Here is a 17,858-nt window from a genome sequence, read left to right on the forward strand (position 1 = left end):
TAACCATAAATAATTATAAACCACTGTTAAAATATTGAGAAATACTTAAATTTGACTTCTCAAGAACCAAAATATATGAACAACTTAGATTATGGCATTATCGGTAACTGCAAAAGTGCCGCTCTGGTCAGCAAGCAGGGCTCACTTGATTTCTGCTGCCTCCCGGAGTTTGATTCAATGGCGTTTTTCGCCAAACTTCTGGACAATAAACGCGGCGGGCATTTTGCGGTTAATACAGTTGGTAAATACAGGATAACCCAGAAGTATGTGGAAAAGACAAATATCCTGGCTACCCGGTTTGCGAATGGGCCTGATATCTTTGAAATCAGGGATTTTATGCCCCGTTATATTCGCCGAACGGGTTCGTATAACTGCCCGCCGGATGTTATAAGATTTTTTAAGCATATCTCCGGAAAGCCGCGGATAAAACTGGATTATCAGCCAAGGCCTGTTTATGGCCATTATGAGCCTTCAATAACAGTAAATAATAATTATATAAAGGCTTCCAGCTCTAACGGTACTTATGAGTCCCTGTATCTCTATTCTGATTTGGATTTGGAAAAGATACGCAGCGGCGATGTCATTGAACTTACTCAGGACAGTTTTGTTCTTGTAAGCTACAACCAGAAAATAGTCCTGCCCAGCATTGACTCTGTTCGTTTGCGTTATTACCGTACATTGTCATACTGGATGTCTTGGGTTGACCGTACACATGAGCTTGCCAGGTACAACAAAGAGGTTGAAAGAAGCCTGCTTGTACTTAAACTCCTGGCCTGCCAAAACAGCGGCGCAATCCTTGCGGCGGCGACAACGAGCCTGCCCGAAACAATTGGCGAGGTGCGAAACTGGGATTATCGTTACTGCTGGATAAGAGACGCTTCCATGACGGTAAGTGTTCTGATTCGTATGGGGCATAAGAACGTGGCAAAGAGGTTTCTACATTTTATACTTGATATAGTCCCGTTTAAGGACCAGAAGATTCAGATTATGTATGGGCCCAGAGGCGAAAAGCGGCTCACAGAAAAGACGCTTGACTGGCTGGAAGGCTACGAAGGCTCCAAGCCCGTGCGCATCGGAAACGCGGCATATCTTCAGAAACAAAATGATATTTACGGGGTTCTGGTTGATGTTATATATCAGAGTCTTGTGAATTATCAGAGTGATATCGAAAATCTAAATGAGATATGGACTGTCGTCAGGACGCTTGCCCGCTATGTAGAGAAAAACTGGAAGAAAAAAGACAAGGGAATCTGGGAATACAGAAGTGAGAAAAAACATTTTACGTTCTCACGGATTCTCTGCTGGGTTGCGATGGACAGGGCCATTAAAATTGCCAGTTTTTTCCGTAAGGATGAAATCGCCAGACCCTGGATTAAACTGCGGGATGAGATTAAGGCGGAAATAATGAAACGCGGCTGCTGCAAACACGGCATGGTGTTCACCCAGTCATACGGAGATAAACATCTTGACGCCTCGAATCTGCTCGCCGAGCACTACGGATTTGTCACTGCCGACGATCCGGTTTATGTAAACACGGTGAGGGAAACATATAAGCAGCTTTGCAGGGACGGACTGATGTACAGGTATAAAAACCCCGATGATTTCGGTAAGCCTAAAAGCTCATTTACCGTATGTACATTCTGGATGATAAAGAGTCTCTGGCAGATAGGTGAGAAAGAAACCGCACAAAAGATGTTTGATGATGTACTTAAACACAGCAATCATTTAGGCCTGCTCAGTGAGGATATGGATTTCGAAACCAAGCGGCTTCTGGGCAATTTCCCTCAGGCCTACAGCCATCTTGCTCTAATCGATACCGCCATCACGCTTTCAGGCGGGGATATGAATGTTTCCAGGAAAATTTTTAACCGTTAAACAGCAGCCCGTTTTAGCGGCATAAATGAAAACCGGATTTTTTTGTTACAGGTGATTTTAAAATATGAAAATAGCTACATTTAACGCAAATTCTATACGTGCCAGAGCCGATATCGTACGCGGCTGGCTTGAGGCAAATTCTCCGGATGTGCTCTGCGTCCAGGAAACCAAGGTTCAGGATTCGGAGTTTCCTGTTTCTGCTTTTGAGGGCAGCGGCTACGAAATAGCATATCGCGGCCAGAAAAGTTATAACGGCGTGGCTGTATTCAGCCGCCACGGATTCGAGAACGTTTCTTTCGGCCTTGACAGTGAGCCGGCGGACGAGCCGAGACTCTCAGATGTGAAAGTAAAGGGCGTAAATGTCGTAAACACATATATACCTCAAGGTTATATGGTTGAGTCGGATAAGTTTGAATACAAGATGCAGTGGTTCAAACGGCTAAGGACCTACTTTGACAATAAATACAAACCTGCTGATAAGCTCATATGGCTTGGTGATTTAAATGTCGCACCAACGGATCTTGACGTACACGATCCAAAAAGACTGCTGGGGCACGTATGTTTCTGCCCTGAGGTTTGGGATGCCTTTGAAAAAGTCAAAAGCTGGGGTTTTGTTGACCTGCTGCGGAAGCACTATCCCGATGAGAGGATATACACCTTTTGGGATTATCGTTCAAAAACAGCCTTTACCAATGACAGGGGCTGGAGAATTGATAATATTCTGGCCTGCGAAAAGCTCGCGAAAAAATGCACTGACTGTTACGTTGACCGTGAACCAAGAGCCATGCAGCGCCCCAGCGACCATACATTTTTGATAGCAGAATTCGATTTGTAAAAAAAAAGGCAGCTGATTTAATTCCAGCTGCCCTGTATTATGTGTTAAATATTATTTTCTTTTTCTTGCTAATAAACCGCCAAGTGCCAGAATTGCCATGGTTGACGGTTCTGGAACAACGTCAAACTGAACATTGTCGATTAAGAGGCTTCCGCCGCCGCTGCCGTCATCCTGGTTATCAAATACCAGGTCAACGTAGTTAGCGGGGAACGTAGTATCAGTTGGGATTGTGACATTAGTGGTCACTTTAGTCCAGTCTTGGGTAGTATCTCCAAAGCCGGTTATCTGACCCTGGAAGTTATTTCCGCCAGTTGAGCCGTTTGTGTCAACATTGTCGAAAAACCTTACTCTATACCTCAGTTGAACTCCGCCTTTATACTCGAATGTTAAGGTGTACTCGAGTCCTGGGGTAACGGCGAGCCCTTTACTTCTCAGGGAGTGGGTCAATGGTAGTTCTACACATTGGTCGCCGGGTTCAAGATTTCCGTTGTCTGTGTTAATGATTTGGGTTTGAGCAGACTTGAACCAGTCAGGAGTTGTAGTTCCTGAACCGTTTTCAAAATCATGATTTAGAACCAGATTTGCCTTCAGGAAACAGGTCGCCACAAAGAGAGCTATTCCGTTTGTTTGTAAGTTGTTGAGCGGGTGGATTTAGCAACGGCAGTGAAACCGATTTTCCCCCTTTTTCTCTGGCTTCAGGCCTGATTCGAGCGAAAAAAACATTAAAAAACCTCAAATTGCCCCCATAGAAAAATGGTAAATCATTTTGCATGTGATATAATATAAGACATTAAACCAAAAGAACTTATATTATATTCTACAAAAGGATTTACCAATGGCTAATATACCACAACCCAGCTTGTTTTGCTACCAAAATGTTGAAAATCTCGGAGATTTAGAGCGGCTCGACCTGTTACTCAAGACGCTCGACGATGAACAACTAATGCAAACACTCGAAAAACGCCGCGGCAATGGACGTGATGACTACCCGATACGGGCCAGTTGGAACTCAATGCTTGCCGGCATCGTATTTGGGCACAACACCATCGAAGCTCTTCGCCGGGAGCTTTCTCGCAACGGTCAGCTCAGGGATATCTGCGGTTTTGATCCTCTCAAAGAGCACCCGGTACCATCATCAAACGCCTATACCAACCTGCTCAAGTCGCTTATGGAGTATCCGGCAGAAGTAGCCGGTATTTTCCAGAATCTTCTGGAGTGTCTTGCCCGGGAACTGCCCGGCTTTGGTCAGCGTATAGCGATTGACAGCAAAGTCATCCAGAGTGCGGCAAACTCCGGTTCAGAAAATAAGCCTGACGGCAGAAGGGATACTGACGGCGGCTGGGCAACAAAAACTTACACAGATAAAAACGGTAAGATTATCAAAAAAACAACGATATTTGGTTACAAGGTTCATCTGGCAGTGGATGCCAATTATGAACTGCCGATAGCACGTATCGTAACGCCGGGTAATGACAATGATATGTTAGAGGCGTACAATCTGGTTGACGCCTGTCCCTCAAAGGCTCTTGAGAAGTGCGAATATCTCTCGGCAGACAAAGGCTATGATTGCGGCGATTTCAAGCTATGGTTATGGAAGGAGCACGATATACGTGCTGTTGTTGATACTCGCAATATGACGCAGTTGGAACATAGCCCGGTTGAAGGCCTTGACAGGATATATTACAACCAGCAGGGTGAGGTGTTCTGCAAGTGCTGCAAGGGGGGAGAACTCAACAAGATGTGCAACAGGGGTTTTGAGAAGGATAGAGACAGTATCAAGTTCGGTTGCCCGGCACACCATCAAGGGCTGACATGCCCCGCATCAGGGAGTTGTCCAATTGGCAAGAGTATCAGGATCGGGTTGGAAAAAGACCCGCGTATCTTTATGGCTTTGCCGCGGGACAGCTATAAATGGAAAGACGAATACAAAAAACGGACTTCTGTCGAGAGGGTCAACAGTCGGCTCGATGTCTCCTTTGGTTTTGAAACTCACTATATTCGAGGCCTTAAAAAAATGCAGATGCGAGTAGACCTGGCACTGATCACGATGTTAGGCACGGCATTGGGGTACGTGAAAACCAAGCAGCCGCACTACATACGCTCACTGGTTAAATCAGAGTCGATCAAAATATCAGCCGCATAACAACGCAAATACAAACCAACAAACTACCTGCCACACTATCGGTGCGCCTAAAATCACACGACCAGAAGAAACACACACCAGGCTCGCCCCGACTGCTCCCCCAAAGCACGCCCGCAAGCCGAGGAAACGCCGATTAATCCGCATTAACCTACTGGGTATCAATAGTATTTTGAGGCAAATTTTCTGAAAAGCCTTACAAACGGAATTGCTCCAAAGAACACAATAATCACAAAATTCTTGTACATATTTCTTTCCTTTCTAAAAAAACCATCAGGGCGGACCACTCCGCCAATCTCTTATTTTGATATGTAAACATTTATTATATATCATTATTTTGAATTTGTCAATAGTTATTTTTTGCATTTTTAACTTTTTTAATCGTTTTTGTTAGGACAGAATGTCTTCGAGATTCTTATTTAAGAGAGCGGCGGCAGGCGTCAGCGTGAGATCTCTTTTAGTTTATACTAATACGCAGTATGCAATGGTACGCGTAAAGTTACCCTTCTAAATGATTTATTGCGATATTCGCCAAATCCGATCAGAAAAATTTAAAAATTGATTGACACGTTTTTTTTTGCAGTTATTATGAACATAAGTTCAAAACATAACGTAAGGACACTATGACAAGACCGATAAAAAACAGGCGAATATCAGCCCATCCGGGCTCAGTAGTTTACAAGCCGGCGGGAGTTCCCGCTAAGACCCTGGAATGGGTGGAGCTGGGCCTTGATGAATTTGAATCCATCCGCCTGCTTGACTATGAGGGCCTTGATCAGCTCAGTGCGGCAGAAAAAATGCATGTTTCCAGGCCGACGGTTACACGGATATACTCCAGTGCCCGAAAGAAAATCGCCATGGCATTTACTGAGGGCAAGGCAATAAGAATAGAGGGCGGGCCTGTAGAATTCAGTATGGCAAAACCGGAAGCTGCCGCGTTAAAACCGGCTCCTATGCCAGGGCGCTTTAGAAGAAGACGCGGCATGGGAAGGGGCCGCGGAGGCAGGCACGGGCAAAACAGAAATAACGATTTATAAGGATGTTAATTATGAAAATTGCAGTTTGTTTAAATGAAAAATCAGAGAAATCAGAAGTCAGCACACGTTTTGGAAGGGCCGAATTTTTCGGGATCTATAATGATGCTGATAAATCCTGGAAGTTTATCGAGAACTCCCAGAATCTTCAGGCCCCGCAAGGTGCAGGTTTGCAGTCGGCACAGTACATTCTTGATGCCGGTTCTCATGCGCTGATAGCCGCGAATGTCGGGCCAAAGGCCATGAGGGTTATGCAGAACGAGGGCATAGATGTCTTTCTCGTTTCCGGAGGCATAACTGCCGAGGAAGCGGTTGAGAAATGCCTTAAAAATGAACTTAAAAAGATAACAGAGGCCAATGTCGAAGGGCATTGGGTTTAATAGAATTAAGAATTAAGAATTAGGAACAGAGTTTCTAAGTCTTATTTAATCTTAAATCAATACTAACATTAATATTCAAGGAGATTTATCATGCCTGGATTTGACAGAACAGGACCAATGGGTCAGGGACCCATGACAGGACGGGGCTTAGGTCTCTGCACTGGTGCAGTAAGACCTGGAGCCGGATACGGTTACGGATTTGGATACGGCCGCGGATACGGTCGTGGCTTCGGCCGCGGTATGGGCCGCGGATTTGGCCGTGGATACGGCCGCGGTGTCGGTTACTACGGACCTTATCCTCCGGCTTATGCTCCTGAGGATTACTCACAGCCGGAAGATTTAAAAGCTCACATTGAGGAATTAGAAGCAGAACTCCAAAGACTGAAGGCTCTTGATGAAAATAGCGATAACCAGCGGTAAAGGCGGTGTAGGCAAGACTTTTGCCGCGACATGTCTGGCCGATGTGCTCAGTGAAGCTCAACCTGTATCGCTGATCGACTGCGATGTTGAGGCGCCCAATTCTCATCTTTTCATAGATGTTGAGAATCCTGAGCACCGGCCGGAATACATGCCGTGTGTTGAGTCTGTAAACGAGGAATTGTGCACACTTTGCGGAAAATGCGCGCGAGCGTGTTATTTCAACGCCTTAGTAGTGGGCCGCAAATCGGTGAGTATCTTTAACGATCTCTGCCGCGGCTGCGGAGCTTGTCAGATAGTATGCATCGAGCGTGCGATTGTCCCGGGAATGCGGGTTATAGGAACCTTTAATAAAGGTAAGAGCAAAAATATAACTTTAAGCTGGGCGACCCTTAAGGCCGGCTCGGGCGGAATGACTACTGCCCTCATCGACAGGCTTAAGCAACAGGATACTGAGGATATGGTGATTCTTGATTCCCCGCCCGGCACGAGTTGCCCTGTTGTGCATTCGGTTAGAGATGCCGACAGGGTGGTGCTGGTTACAGATCCGACTCCTTTCAGCATGCACGATTTGAAATTATCAGTGGGTATGTGTGCCGAGCTTGGCATAAAGCCGCTTGTACTGATAAACCGCAAAGAAACAGGCGATATTGCCAAACTCCGAAAGTGGTGTGTTGATAAAGATTTACCGATTGTCGGCGAGATACCGGAAAGCCGCGAAGTTGCGTTTCATTACTCCAAAGGTGAACTTGTAACGCAAAAAATGCCTCAGATGCGAGAGATGTTTAAAGACATTGCCCGCGAAATAGTCAATATCTCGCTTGACGATAGTAAAGTCCCTGATATTGACGTTAATTATTATCTTTCAGACGTGACTGAAAGAATAAATCCGGCTGAGAATGAACCCGCCTCAGATAAGCCTTTCGAACTGACAGTGGTCAGCGGCAAGGGCGGCTCCGGCAAGACTTCGCTTTCAGCCTGTTTTGCAAAGCTCTCAGGCGGTATAGCAGCTGACTGTGATGTTGACGCGGCTGATATGCACTTGCTGTTTAAACCGGAAGTTATCGAAGCGCATGACTTTGCAGGCGGCAGAATAATGCATATTGACGCGGATGCCTGTTTAGGCTGCGGCCGCTGCTTTGAAGTATGCCGGTTCGAAGCTATCGAAAAAATGGAAACAGGTACCTATAAAATACGTGAGGAAGATTGTGAAGGCTGCGGAGCTTGTTCGCTTATCTGTCCGGCTGGTGCTGTTGAGTCTGAAATAACGACCGATGGAAGATGGTATTTCTCCCGGATTCGCTCAGGGGTTATGAGCCATGCGACTCTTTCGCCAGGACTTGAAAACAGCGGAAAACTTGTTTCGCGAGTGCGCAATAACGCCTCCGCAAGATACGTGCAATATGGTAATAACAAGCCGGTTGTGATGGATGGGGCACCGGGGACGGGCTGCCCTGTAATTGCCTCACTGACAGGTACAGATTATGCTGTTATGGTAACAGAGCCCACGGTATCAGGACTTCACGATTTGGAACGTATCCAGGAGCTGGCAGGGCATTTTGGCCTTGCATGCGGAATTGTGGTCAATAAACACGATATAAACGAAGAATATACTGCAAAGATTGAAGATTTTGCTGAAAAAGCAGGCATTGAAATTCTTGGCCGGCTGCCGTACAGCCCTTTATTCAATCAGGCCCAGAAACGTGCCGAGACAGTTATAGAATTTGCCCCGGAATCAGCCGAGGCAAAAGAGATATTTTTAATATGGAATAAAATATTAATTCATGCTCAGGAAAGGCAAAAAAACGTATGAAAACCAGTTGTGACGACAGCAATCAGCTTCCCCCGGGTGATCTGGAATTTAGCATGGCGGCTATAGATAAGAAAATTCTGGTGTTGTCCGGTAAGGGCGGCGTCGGCAAGAGCACCGCAGCGGTTAATATCGCTGTCGAGCTTTCCCGCAGAGGGCTCAATGTGGGTCTGCTTGATATAGACCTGCACGGGCCTAGTGTGCCCCGCATGACCGACACGAGTGATGTTCACTGTTCAACGATCAAAGATAAAATAGTTCCTATTCAGGCCGGCAATCTTAAGATTATGTCAATCGCTTATCTGCTTCAGGATGAGAAACAAGCGGTTATCTGGCGGGGCCCAATGAAACATACAGTGATTAAGCAGCTTCTGGGCAATACTGACTGGGGAATTCTTGATTATCTAATTGTGGATTTTCCCCCCGGAACCGGTGATGAACCGCTCGCTGCGGCAGAGCTCATCGGCGACGGAGCCGAGGCTGTGGTAGTTACTACGCCCCAGCAGGTGGCGGTCGGCGATGTCCGCAGATGCATTACGTTCTGCGAAAAATTATCGCTGACTGTGAGAGGCATCGTAGAAAACATGTCATCAGCGGTTTGTCCGGCATGTGGTGAAGTTTTCAATATTTACGGCTCAGAGGGCGGCAGAAAACTTGCAGAAGAAACGGGCATTGAACTGCTTGGAAGCATACCGATTGATCCAAAGATCACCGCCGGCGCAGACGAGGGCCGGCCGATATCGGAAAGCGGCGCCGATGAGGCAACTCTAAAGGCTCTCGCCTGTATAATTGACAAATTATTGAAAGATACTAACAAAACAACTAAAGGAAATGATAATATGAGAATTGCTATACCATTAGCAGATGGAAAACTTACACTTCATTTTGGACATTGCAGGCAATTTGCTGTAATGGATGTTGATCCGGAAAACAAGTCAATCACAGCCCGCGAGGATATGGTTCCCCCCGAGCACGAGCCGGGTGTTCTTCCCAAATGGCTCCACGGAATGGGTGTAACCCATATAATCGCTGCCGGCATGGGTCAGCGTGCTCAACAGCTGTTTAACCAGAATGGCATAGAGGTTATCGTTGGCGCTGAGGCCGACACACCGGAAAACCTTGTTAAGGCGTTTTTGAGTGAGAGCCTGGTGACGGGTCAGAATATCTGTGATCACTAAATAATGCCTCAGGAGACCTTAAAAAGAATTTCTACCGCTACTCACCATGGATGTATAGTTTGCGGCGAAGGAAACGATCTGGGCCTCAACCTTGAGTATAGGGTTGCGGGCCCGGATATGGTTTGTGCAGACTTCGAATGCGGCAGCGATTTTGAGGGTTATAACGGGATAGTGCATGGCGGGATAATATCTTCGATACTTGACGGGGCGATGCTGCACTGCCTTTTTTCAAGGGGGCTTACAGCTGTAACGGTAGATATCAATGTCAGATTCCGCCACCCGCTTGTTTCTAACAGGCCGGCAAAAGTCTCCGCCCGGATTGACAGCCGGCACGGGGTTTTGTATTTTCTCAGCGCAGATATCACCCAGGGGGGGCGTATAGCGGCAAGTGCCAAAGCCAGGTTTTTTTATAAACCCCAGCTCGATCAGTAAGTGTGTCTTAGCTCATCGGGGCAGCATGGCTCCAAGCTGTTCTGTATGACAGCTGCAGTAGAGTGTGAACGCAATATATGCCGCAATAAGAACAATCAGGAACAGAGCCAGAAACCATATGATAAGGTTTGATCCCTGTGGGTGGCCGCAGTTACGGCAAAAAGGGCTGTATTTGCTGATTTCTGTGCCGCACGCCTTACAGCTTTTGAGAAGAGGACTGCTCATTTTAACTCTCCTTATTCTTTAATTTGATGTTTGGTACTCATCTTCTACTTGTGTTTCATTTGAATTTATTTAAACAAAAACTTAGGCATTCCTAAAATTCATACTACAAAACCATCTGTAATGTTCGGTTTATGGAAGTTTTAAGGTAAAATAATGTCATTTTGGTAAAACAGATTCCCCAAAGCCGAATCATGAAGATAAACGTGTAAATTTAAAGGTTAAACTTTAAACAGACTGCACTTAAAAGTTGAATCTACCATATAGAAAATATTAGATCCTTTTAAAAAACCACGAAATTGATAGAATTCAGCCATGAAGAAAATTACGAACGAAAAACTATTCGACTGGTTCCGGGATAATCGCGGCGAGTTTGACGCGGTTGTGTTTGATATTGACGGCGTACTGCTTCTTAATCACAGGGTTACGCCGGGCAGCAAAGAATTTCTTAACTATCTGCGTGGAAACGATATACCGTATTCACTCTTGACCAATGACGGCTGCAACTCACCCGAAGAGAAAATTTCTCACCTGCTCGCTGACGGCCTTAGATTTGAGACTGAGGAAATAATATCCTGCGGGCACGGGCTTGAAGCATTAGCCCTGGAGCCGGGAGCTAAAGATAAACCTTACTATGTAATGGGCAGTTTGGGGGAGCCGTGTTATGCAGAGACTGCCGGTTTAAAGGTTATCCGTGATGTGGAAAAAATACATGAGTGCGGCGGTGTTATCATCGGTGAGAGACGTTTTGACTGGCAGCTGACAATAAACGCGGCGGTTAACTTCTTTCGTGTAAACCCCTCCGCTGGGCTTATAGTGCCCAATCCAGATTTTTACTTCCCCGTCGGTCATGGAAATATCGAACTTGCTCCGGGGGCGATAGCTTTGATGATCAGGGATATACTTGCCACACAGAAGATAAACATACAGCCGCGATACCTGGGCAAGCCGTATCAGGTTATATACGAAATAAACCACAGGCACCTTGAGACCCGATCCCGCCGAAGCATCCCCAAAAACCGCGTGCTGATGGTTGGCGATTCGATGCTTTCAGACATACCCGGAGCGGTTGATTTTGGTTACCGCTCGGCGCTGATGCTCAGCGGCATCACAAAGCTCGAGAATCTCGATCTCTTTGAACGTCAGCCGGATTATATCTTTAATGCTATCGGTTGAGCTCCTGTAGCGGCAGCACTACTGCTCACGAATGACAGCGTTTGTTTTTTCTTTGAGTCCGGCAAAAATAGTTTCTATATAGCCGTCCACGGCTTCATTTTTCAGGGTTCCGTCCTCATCTCTAAAACGCATCGAGAGGGTAACGCTTTTTTTGCCTTTTTCTATGGGTTTGCCGCGGTAAATGTCGATAAATTCAATCTTCTCAAGCTCTTGCGGGGCTTTTTTTATAATTGTAGATTCAATCTCAGACCATTTGACATCTTCATTTACGATTAACGAGAGGTCCCTGTCAACAGCAGGGAATTTCGGCAGGCGCGTTATCTGGTTCAGCGACGAAGCCAGAGGTAAAAGCGGTTCCAGGTCTATTTCTATAGCCCCGGGATGTGAGTCTTTGAGGCTCATAACCTTTGCGGTCTTTTCAGATATAATGCCGGCAAATCCTATTGGGCTGCCGTTAAGCAGTATTTCCGCACCCGCCTGCGCCCATCGCAGATCAGCCTCTTTGAATTCGAGCTTTGCTGTTCTGTCCAGACTCTGTATAAGAGTTTCAAGAGCTCCTTTGACAATTCTGAAATCTCCGTCAGCTACCATTGCCAGTCGCGTCTTTTCCTCGAGAACGGGGTTCTTGCTGCCCTTGTGGTTGCGAAGCTCAAAGGTGTCTGAAATCTCAAAGAACCGGCAGTCACGGTTGCCTACATTGTGGTTATATTGTACTGTACTAAGCAGAGTGCCAAGAAGCGTCTGGCGTAAAAGGCCGTTTGTTTTGCGTGTTGCGTCCTTTACCGCCAGGTGCATCTCTGCGGAGTTTCCGGTTAGATGCATTGAAGTCTTTTCATCGGTAAAGGTGATTCCGAGTGCTTCATAAAATCCGCATGAGTTGAGGTAGTCAGCGATTTTGACTGTAGCCGCCTGGCGAGGATCCGGCTTTGCCACATCAATACAAATTCTTTTTTCCAGAGGTATTCGGTCATAGCCGGCCACCCGGGCCGCTTCTTCGATTAAGTCTATCTCACGAGAAAGGTCATGCCGCCAGGTGGGGCAGGTACAGATGAAAACATTAGTTTTGGCGTTATATTCAGGCCGGAAGTCCAATCGCGTGAAGATGTCCGTTACCTCTTCGGGTGAAAAATCAAACCCTATCAGCGAATTAAGTCTTGCCAGACGCATTGATACTTTTTTCTGCTCATGTTTGACAGGGTATCGGTCAACACTGTTTTTTGCCGCCTTTCCGCCGCCGGTCAGGGTCATCAGATGCACAATTCGGCGTGATGCCCAGTCTATGGCTTCTGTGTCAACATGCCGTTCGAAGCGGAAAGATGATTCTGAACTGATACCCAGGCCGCGGCCGGTTGAGCGGACGGTAACCGGTGCAAATTGGGCTGTTTCGAGCAGTATTTTTGTTGTGCCCTCAGATACTTCTGTTTCAAGTCCGCCCATAACTCCAGCAATGGCAACAGGTTTAGACGCATCAGCAATAACCAGCATGTCTGGCTTGAGCTCGCATTTGGTCTCGTCAATACTTATGAGCTCTTCTCCCGGAACCGCATTTCTGACAACGATGCGTCCTTCTTCGAGTTTGGCGTAGTCAAAAGCGTGCGAGGGCTGGCCGGTTTCGAGCATGGCGTAGTTTGTCGAGTCAACTATATTGTTGATGCTCCTAACGCCGGAAGCCTCAAGACGGCGGCTCATCCACTCAGGAGATGGGCCAATCTTTACTCCTTCGATGTAGCGGGCAGCGTATCTGTTGCAAAGCTCTGAAACAGCTATATTTACATCTGTAAAGCGGCTTGTCTCGGCATCAAGCGTCTCGAAGGTTACTGCCGGCATTTTCAGGTTTTTACCGGTCGCAGCGGCAAGTTCCCGTGCAATTCCGATATAGCTGAGGCAGTCTCCGCGGTTGCTTGTTACTTCTACATCGAGTACTGTGTCATCGCCGAATGCTTCCGTATCTTCGATAGGAAACCCCAGATTGGTGAGGATTTCTTCTATTTCGGAAACGCTCATGTCAAGGTCAATATACTCGTTAAGCCACTCAAGTGAAATCTTCATATTATTCTATACCATTTGTTCTAAAATCATCAAAAAACGTTTATATGACAAGATGCGAGGTATTATAACTACTAATTTTAATATGTCCAATAGGGATTTGAACAGTTTGAAAATGCAAAACTGATTGCCGGATACACCAATTTTTCAAAACTTTGTAACCTTTTCTTTTTTTTGTCTCACTAAATTATTGAAAACAGAAACTGAAACAAATCATTCAGAAAGGAACAAAAATGATAACTTTAAAGAAAATGATGTTTTCCGCTTTAATTATGTCAGCCTCAATAACTCTTTTGGCCTCGCCTCAGGGCAGACGCGGGTTTTCCGGCGATGGTAACGGCGGCAGAGAGTTTAGACCTCCGATGCAGCAGGGCAGGGCGCCGATGATGGAAATGATGACCAGAAGGCTGGATTTGACACCAGAGCAGCAGAAAAAACTCGAATCTATCAGGGAAAATTCAGCTAAGTCTCTAAGGGAAAACATGTCCTCACAGAAGCAGCTGCACCAAAAACTGGAAAAAGCTATCAGACAGGACGACACGACTCTTGCAAAGGGTATCGCCGCAGAGATCGCAGACGGTCTTATCAACCAGACTCGGACCAGGCTTCGCATCGAATCCGCTGTAAAGGATATCCTTACACCTGAGCAGAATGCACGCTTGCAGGAGATGAAAAAGAATTTCAGGCAGCGAGCCGACAAGCCGGATATAGACAGACCACAGCGTATGCCTCGAAACAGGCAGGATTTAAGAGGGTCAGACCGCCCAGGTTACAGAGGTAATGATTCAGTACAGAAAATGAAGGACCGAAGTGACTTCCAGAAGCAGGATAGAGCGATGAGGCCTCAAAGAAACAGAGATGATTCCTGCACCGACAAGGCCGCAAGACCCACACAGCCGCCGCGGGCTAAGGCTCAGCCGCAAATGGGCAATAAAGCTCCAAATGCTGAACGTCTGAATTATATGTTCGACAAGGCTGACGGCGACGGCGACGGTCTGGTAAGTAAAGATGAGCTGCGAAAGTTTTTCCGCAGCAGGCAAGCCCAAAGTAAAGAACGCGGACAATAAAACATATTTGGTTGTAAAGTGTTTTTAAAACTTCAGCTTCCCGGTTTCATAGAGACCGGGAGGCTTTTAGCTGAAACGACTAAAAAGTTGAAACGCTTTGGATTACGCACGCAGTAAAGATCCGCAGCGGTTTATGCTCATAAGTTATTTTATAATTGAATCTTGCCGGAAAATATTGTAATATAATTGGATACGATGATAAAAACCGGAACATCTCAGTTAGTGTCCTTTTCTGTGCCAGGCGGCGCAGATGGGGGATTTGCGAAATTCCCCGCTGAGATGTTAAGTGATTTTTGCGATTCAATTATGGTGAATATCCGCGAAAAAGAAGACCCTGATTTTCAGATTGTCAGGGACAAGGCTGATGTTGATGCCGTACTTGCCGGTGAAGGCGGAAGATATGAAAAGATAATTAAACGTTATCAAAACTATATAAGTAAGATACTTTGGCGTTTCAGCCGTGACAGACAGGTTCACGAAGAGCTCGTTCATGACACATTTGTAGAGGCTTACATGAGTCTGGGCGGATACAAGGCTCAAAGCCCGCTCTCAAACTGGCTGGCAACTATCGCTACCAGACAGGGATATAAACATTGGCGAGAGCAATCTTCACAAATGGCAAAGCCGCTGCCTGTTGAAGAATGGGACTTGCTGGCGGATACGTCTGCCGCTGAAAGTCTTGAGCCGGAGACTGTCTCGGAAGTCCTTTTCCGGCTGCTTGAACAATTGCCGCCACGTGACAGGCTTGTTCTGACATTGAGATATATAGAAGGCTGTTCAGTAGAAGAAGCGGCACTCCGCAGCGGTTGGAGCAGAGCTATGGTCAAGGTGCAGACCTGGCGGGCAAAAAATAAATTATTACAGCTTTACAACGAATCGATCGGAGGTAAAGACTATGAAGATAGAAAATAAAATTTTTGAACTGGCGCAAATAGCATCGCGGGAGTCAATGCCAACTCTGGATGTTTCAGAATCTGTAATGAATACGCTGGCTGGAGAAACAGCCGGCAGCGGCAACCTGTATTCGCTGAGATTCTGGTTCACAGCCGCAAGCATTGCAGCCTCATTTATAACGGTTTTGCTTGCATATAAGATGCATTCTGCCGGTGCGTTAACTGAAATTGTAGATTTGGTGGCCTGGGCGGTTTAGTGACATGGATACTCAGAAAAATAAATTTACTGTCAGATTGATCAGGGCGCTGCCTCTGCTGCTGATTTTCGCGGCGGGAATAGTGACCGGTTACTCTTTATCAACGATAATAAAAGAGTCCAGGGTGCAGCTGCCCCCCAGGCCTGATATGCACGACCGCGGCGAACGGACGATGAAAAAACTTTCAGAAGAGCTTGGGCTCACTCAGGACCAGGCTCAGCAGCTTCGGGAAATAATGAAAGATACATTTAAAAACCTTGCTCAAATACGCGAAGATGCCCGGCCGCTCATCAAGGCCGAAATTGACTCTATGGACGCAAAGATAAAAGCCATGCTTAATCCCGACCAGCAGACTCAATGGGAAAGGCTCTTGGGACGGTTCAAAAATGCCGTTATGAGGCCTGAGCACGGCAGGATGTGGAATAGAAGGCCAAGGCCCGGAGATGATTATCCGCATAAAAAGGGCTCCTTTGAAGAAAGAAAGCCGCCGCAGCCCGATGCAGAAGAACCTCTCGAGCAGCCATAATAAGGTCTGCTGTATCAACATAGCTTTAAAGGTTTTCCCCTGAAATTCAAAGCGGAGAGAGGGGGATTCGAACCCCCGGTGCCGCAATGCGACACACCGATTTTCGAAACCGGCACGATAAACCACTCTGTCATCTCTCCATGCTGTCTATTTTATAGAATACGAGAGTGAAATCAACTGTGTTTATGTTTCGTATTTACTTTTGGCTCCTCACATAAATTTGTGCGGAAAAATTTGATATAGCATATGTTAACACTTGTTATAATGATGATTTAGAACAATGTTATAGCAAGGGAAAACATATGCTGCTTAAAAGAATACTAAAAAAGACATTAAAAGTCAAGAGACATAAAGTGGTAAAAGTCGATTATAGTGACAATCAGCTCAACTTTTATTTAGACGTTCTCAAACGTCGTCGGCTGCCTTGCGGCACCTGTCAGACGCTCGCTCCGCAACGTGACCGGCTTCCGCAACGGCAGATTAAGCATGTTCCGTTATGGGGCATACCAGTGATGCTGCATTACCGTCCGGTTCGTGTCAGCTGCCCCAAATGCGGTGGGCCGAGGGTTGAGGACATACCCTTTACCTCAGGTAAATCACGTATGACAAACGGATTGGTCTGGACCTTGAGCAGTATGGCGAAATTGCTGCCCTGGCAAACGGTTTCTCAGATGTTTAATGTCAGCTGGAATACGGTTCAGTCTGCGGTAAAGCAGGCAGTTGACTACGGCATGAAACACAGGGATACAGGAAAGGTCATTTATATTGGCATTGACGAAGTATCCCGCCGCAAGGGTCATACGTATATGACGGTGGTGTACGACCTGGAAGAAAAACGCATTTTATGGAGCGGCCAGGGCCGGAAAAAAGAGACGCTGGAGGCGTTTTTCAAAGAACATGGAAATTCGTTAAAAGGCAGTTTAAAGGCGGTTTGCTGTGATATGTGGCAATCGTACATTGATGTTGTAAAAGAGCATGTTGACGAGGATGTTGTTCTGGTTTTCGATAAATTTCATATCGTACAACATTTGAATCAGGCTGTCGATGAGGTACGCAAACAGGAAGCTATCACGCTCAAAAAAGACAACCCCGAACTGCTTAAAAAAACGCGATATATCTGGCTGAAGAATCCTGAAAACCTTACAGACAAACAGCGTGCACGTCTGGGGTATCTGGAGAAGCTGAATCTTAAAGTCAACAGGGCTTATTTATTGAAAGAATCCTTTCGTGATTTTTGGGATTACCGCTACCCTGCAGCTGCCAAAAAATATCTTGCAAAGTGGTTCTGGTGGGCCACCCACAGCAGGCTCGAACCATTACGTGATTTTGCCTGGATGCTCAGAAAACATCAGCAAGGTATCATAAATTATTTCAAATGCCGAGTCACCAATGGAGTCACCGAAGGTATGAACAATAAAGTTAAAACAATAGTCAAAAGAGGTTATGGATTCAGGACAATCCCGACGCTGCAGTTAGCCTTATATCACTGCCTTGGAAAGCTGCCTGAACCTGAAAATATGCACAAATTTGTGTGAGGAGCCTTACTTTTATTGTTTTAAGCTATTCCGTT

At 46.2% G+C, this 17,858-nt stretch carries 18 protein-coding genes and 1 tRNA gene; 15 read left to right on the top strand and 4 right to left on the bottom strand.

Going from position 1 to position 17,858, the window contains the following annotated elements; genetic code table 11:
* The first annotated feature begins 75 nt into the window (after positions 1-75).
* Together SMSP2_RS03205 and xth are read left to right on the top strand one after the other, a co-directional pair.
* A complete protein-coding gene (locus SMSP2_RS03205; RefSeq protein WP_146682581.1) occupies positions 76-1,875 on the top strand; it encodes a glycoside hydrolase family 15 protein in 1,800 nt (599 codons plus the stop codon).
* Between the two features lie 64 nt (positions 1,876-1,939).
* Entirely contained in the window at positions 1,940-2,710 is a 771-nt protein-coding gene (gene xth, locus SMSP2_RS03210) for an exodeoxyribonuclease III (RefSeq protein WP_146682582.1), read from the top strand.
* Between the two features lie 51 nt (positions 2,711-2,761).
* Here xth and SMSP2_RS03215 read toward each other — a convergent pair whose 3' ends face one another.
* Positions 2,762-3,316: a PEP-CTERM sorting domain-containing protein gene (locus SMSP2_RS03215; protein ID WP_146682583.1), complete on the bottom strand. Its 555-nt coding sequence runs from the start codon at positions 3,314-3,316 to the stop codon at positions 2,762-2,764.
* A gap of 229 nt (positions 3,317-3,545) precedes the next feature.
* Between SMSP2_RS03215 and SMSP2_RS03220 the strand changes: the two genes are divergently transcribed.
* The 7 genes from SMSP2_RS03220 (at position 3,546) to SMSP2_RS03250 (ending at position 10,101) form a co-directional block, all read left to right on the top strand.
* Entirely contained in the window at positions 3,546-4,853 is a 1,308-nt protein-coding gene (locus SMSP2_RS03220) for a transposase (RefSeq protein WP_146682385.1), read from the top strand.
* A 620-nt stretch (positions 4,854-5,473) separates the two neighbouring features.
* The gene (locus tag SMSP2_RS03225) at positions 5,474-5,887 is read left to right on the top strand and encodes a DUF134 domain-containing protein (protein ID WP_146682584.1); all 414 of its coding nucleotides are present in this window, start codon (positions 5,474-5,476) and stop codon (positions 5,885-5,887) included.
* An 11-nt stretch (positions 5,888-5,898) separates the two neighbouring features.
* Positions 5,899-6,264 carry a NifB/NifX family molybdenum-iron cluster-binding protein gene (locus SMSP2_RS03230; RefSeq protein ID WP_186804829.1) on the top strand — a complete coding sequence of 122 codons (366 nt, stop codon included), beginning with the start codon at positions 5,899-5,901 and terminating at the stop codon, positions 6,262-6,264.
* A gap of 90 nt (positions 6,265-6,354) precedes the next feature.
* Entirely contained in the window at positions 6,355-6,684 is a 330-nt protein-coding gene (locus tag SMSP2_RS03235) for a DUF5320 domain-containing protein (protein ID WP_146682586.1), read from the top strand.
* Positions 6,659-8,494, top strand: coding sequence for a nucleotide-binding protein (locus SMSP2_RS03240; protein WP_146682587.1), 1,836 nt, complete (start codon positions 6,659-6,661; stop codon positions 8,492-8,494). The genes SMSP2_RS03235 and SMSP2_RS03240 overlap by 26 nt, the downstream gene beginning before the upstream one ends.
* Complete coding sequence (locus tag SMSP2_RS03245) at positions 8,491-9,669, top strand: iron-sulfur cluster carrier protein MrpORP (RefSeq protein ID WP_146682588.1); 1,179 nt, start codon at positions 8,491-8,493, stop codon at positions 9,667-9,669. Before SMSP2_RS03240 ends, SMSP2_RS03245 begins: the two co-directional genes overlap by 4 nt.
* A gap of 3 nt (positions 9,670-9,672) precedes the next feature.
* On the top strand, positions 9,673-10,101 hold the full coding sequence (locus SMSP2_RS03250; protein ID WP_146682589.1) for a PaaI family thioesterase: 429 nt from the start codon (positions 9,673-9,675) through the stop codon (positions 10,099-10,101).
* Positions 10,102-10,113: 12 nt separating this feature from the next.
* On the opposite strand, the gene SMSP2_RS03255 is transcribed toward SMSP2_RS03250, so the two are convergent.
* A complete protein-coding gene (locus SMSP2_RS03255) occupies positions 10,114-10,326 on the bottom strand; it encodes a zinc-ribbon domain-containing protein (RefSeq protein WP_146682590.1) in 213 nt (70 codons plus the stop codon).
* Between the two features lie 312 nt (positions 10,327-10,638).
* Here SMSP2_RS03255 and SMSP2_RS03260 point away from each other — a divergent pair, with 312 nt between their 5' ends.
* Positions 10,639-11,499 (top strand): HAD-IIA family hydrolase, encoded by an 861-nt coding sequence (locus tag SMSP2_RS03260; RefSeq protein WP_146682591.1) that lies wholly within the window; start codon positions 10,639-10,641, stop codon positions 11,497-11,499.
* A gap of 18 nt (positions 11,500-11,517) precedes the next feature.
* Here SMSP2_RS03260 and pheT read toward each other — a convergent pair whose 3' ends face one another.
* Positions 11,518-13,548: a phenylalanine--tRNA ligase subunit beta gene (pheT, locus tag SMSP2_RS03265; RefSeq protein ID WP_146682592.1), complete on the bottom strand. Its 2,031-nt coding sequence runs from the start codon at positions 13,546-13,548 to the stop codon at positions 11,518-11,520.
* Positions 13,549-13,778: 230 nt separating this feature from the next.
* On the opposite strand from pheT, the gene SMSP2_RS03270 reads away from it, so the two are divergent.
* From SMSP2_RS03270 to SMSP2_RS03285, 4 genes are all read left to right on the top strand, one after another.
* A complete protein-coding gene (locus tag SMSP2_RS03270) occupies positions 13,779-14,612 on the top strand; it encodes a Spy/CpxP family protein refolding chaperone (RefSeq protein WP_146682593.1) in 834 nt (277 codons plus the stop codon).
* A 195-nt stretch (positions 14,613-14,807) separates the two neighbouring features.
* Positions 14,808-15,524 (top strand): RNA polymerase sigma factor, encoded by a 717-nt coding sequence (locus SMSP2_RS03275; protein WP_146682594.1) that lies wholly within the window; start codon positions 14,808-14,810, stop codon positions 15,522-15,524.
* A complete protein-coding gene (locus SMSP2_RS03280) occupies positions 15,508-15,762 on the top strand; it encodes a hypothetical protein (RefSeq protein ID WP_146682595.1) in 255 nt (84 codons plus the stop codon). Before SMSP2_RS03275 ends, SMSP2_RS03280 begins: the two co-directional genes overlap by 17 nt.
* Before the next feature lie 4 nt (positions 15,763-15,766).
* On the top strand, positions 15,767-16,288 hold the full coding sequence (locus tag SMSP2_RS03285; protein WP_146682596.1) for a hypothetical protein: 522 nt from the start codon (positions 15,767-15,769) through the stop codon (positions 16,286-16,288).
* A gap of 52 nt (positions 16,289-16,340) precedes the next feature.
* On the opposite strand, the gene SMSP2_RS03290 is transcribed toward SMSP2_RS03285, so the two are convergent.
* Positions 16,341-16,428: transfer RNA gene (locus SMSP2_RS03290), tRNA-Ser, on the bottom strand.
* Between the two features lie 162 nt (positions 16,429-16,590).
* On the opposite strand from SMSP2_RS03290, the gene SMSP2_RS03295 reads away from it, so the two are divergent.
* Positions 16,591-17,823 (top strand): ISL3 family transposase, encoded by a 1,233-nt coding sequence (locus SMSP2_RS03295; protein WP_146682597.1) that lies wholly within the window; start codon positions 16,591-16,593, stop codon positions 17,821-17,823.
* The last annotated feature ends 35 nt before the right edge of the window (positions 17,824-17,858 follow it).

Origin of the sequence: Limihaloglobus sulfuriphilus (assembly GCF_001999965.1) — a bacterium.
Taxonomy (GTDB): Bacteria; Planctomycetota; Phycisphaerae; order Sedimentisphaerales; family Sedimentisphaeraceae; genus Limihaloglobus; species Limihaloglobus sulfuriphilus.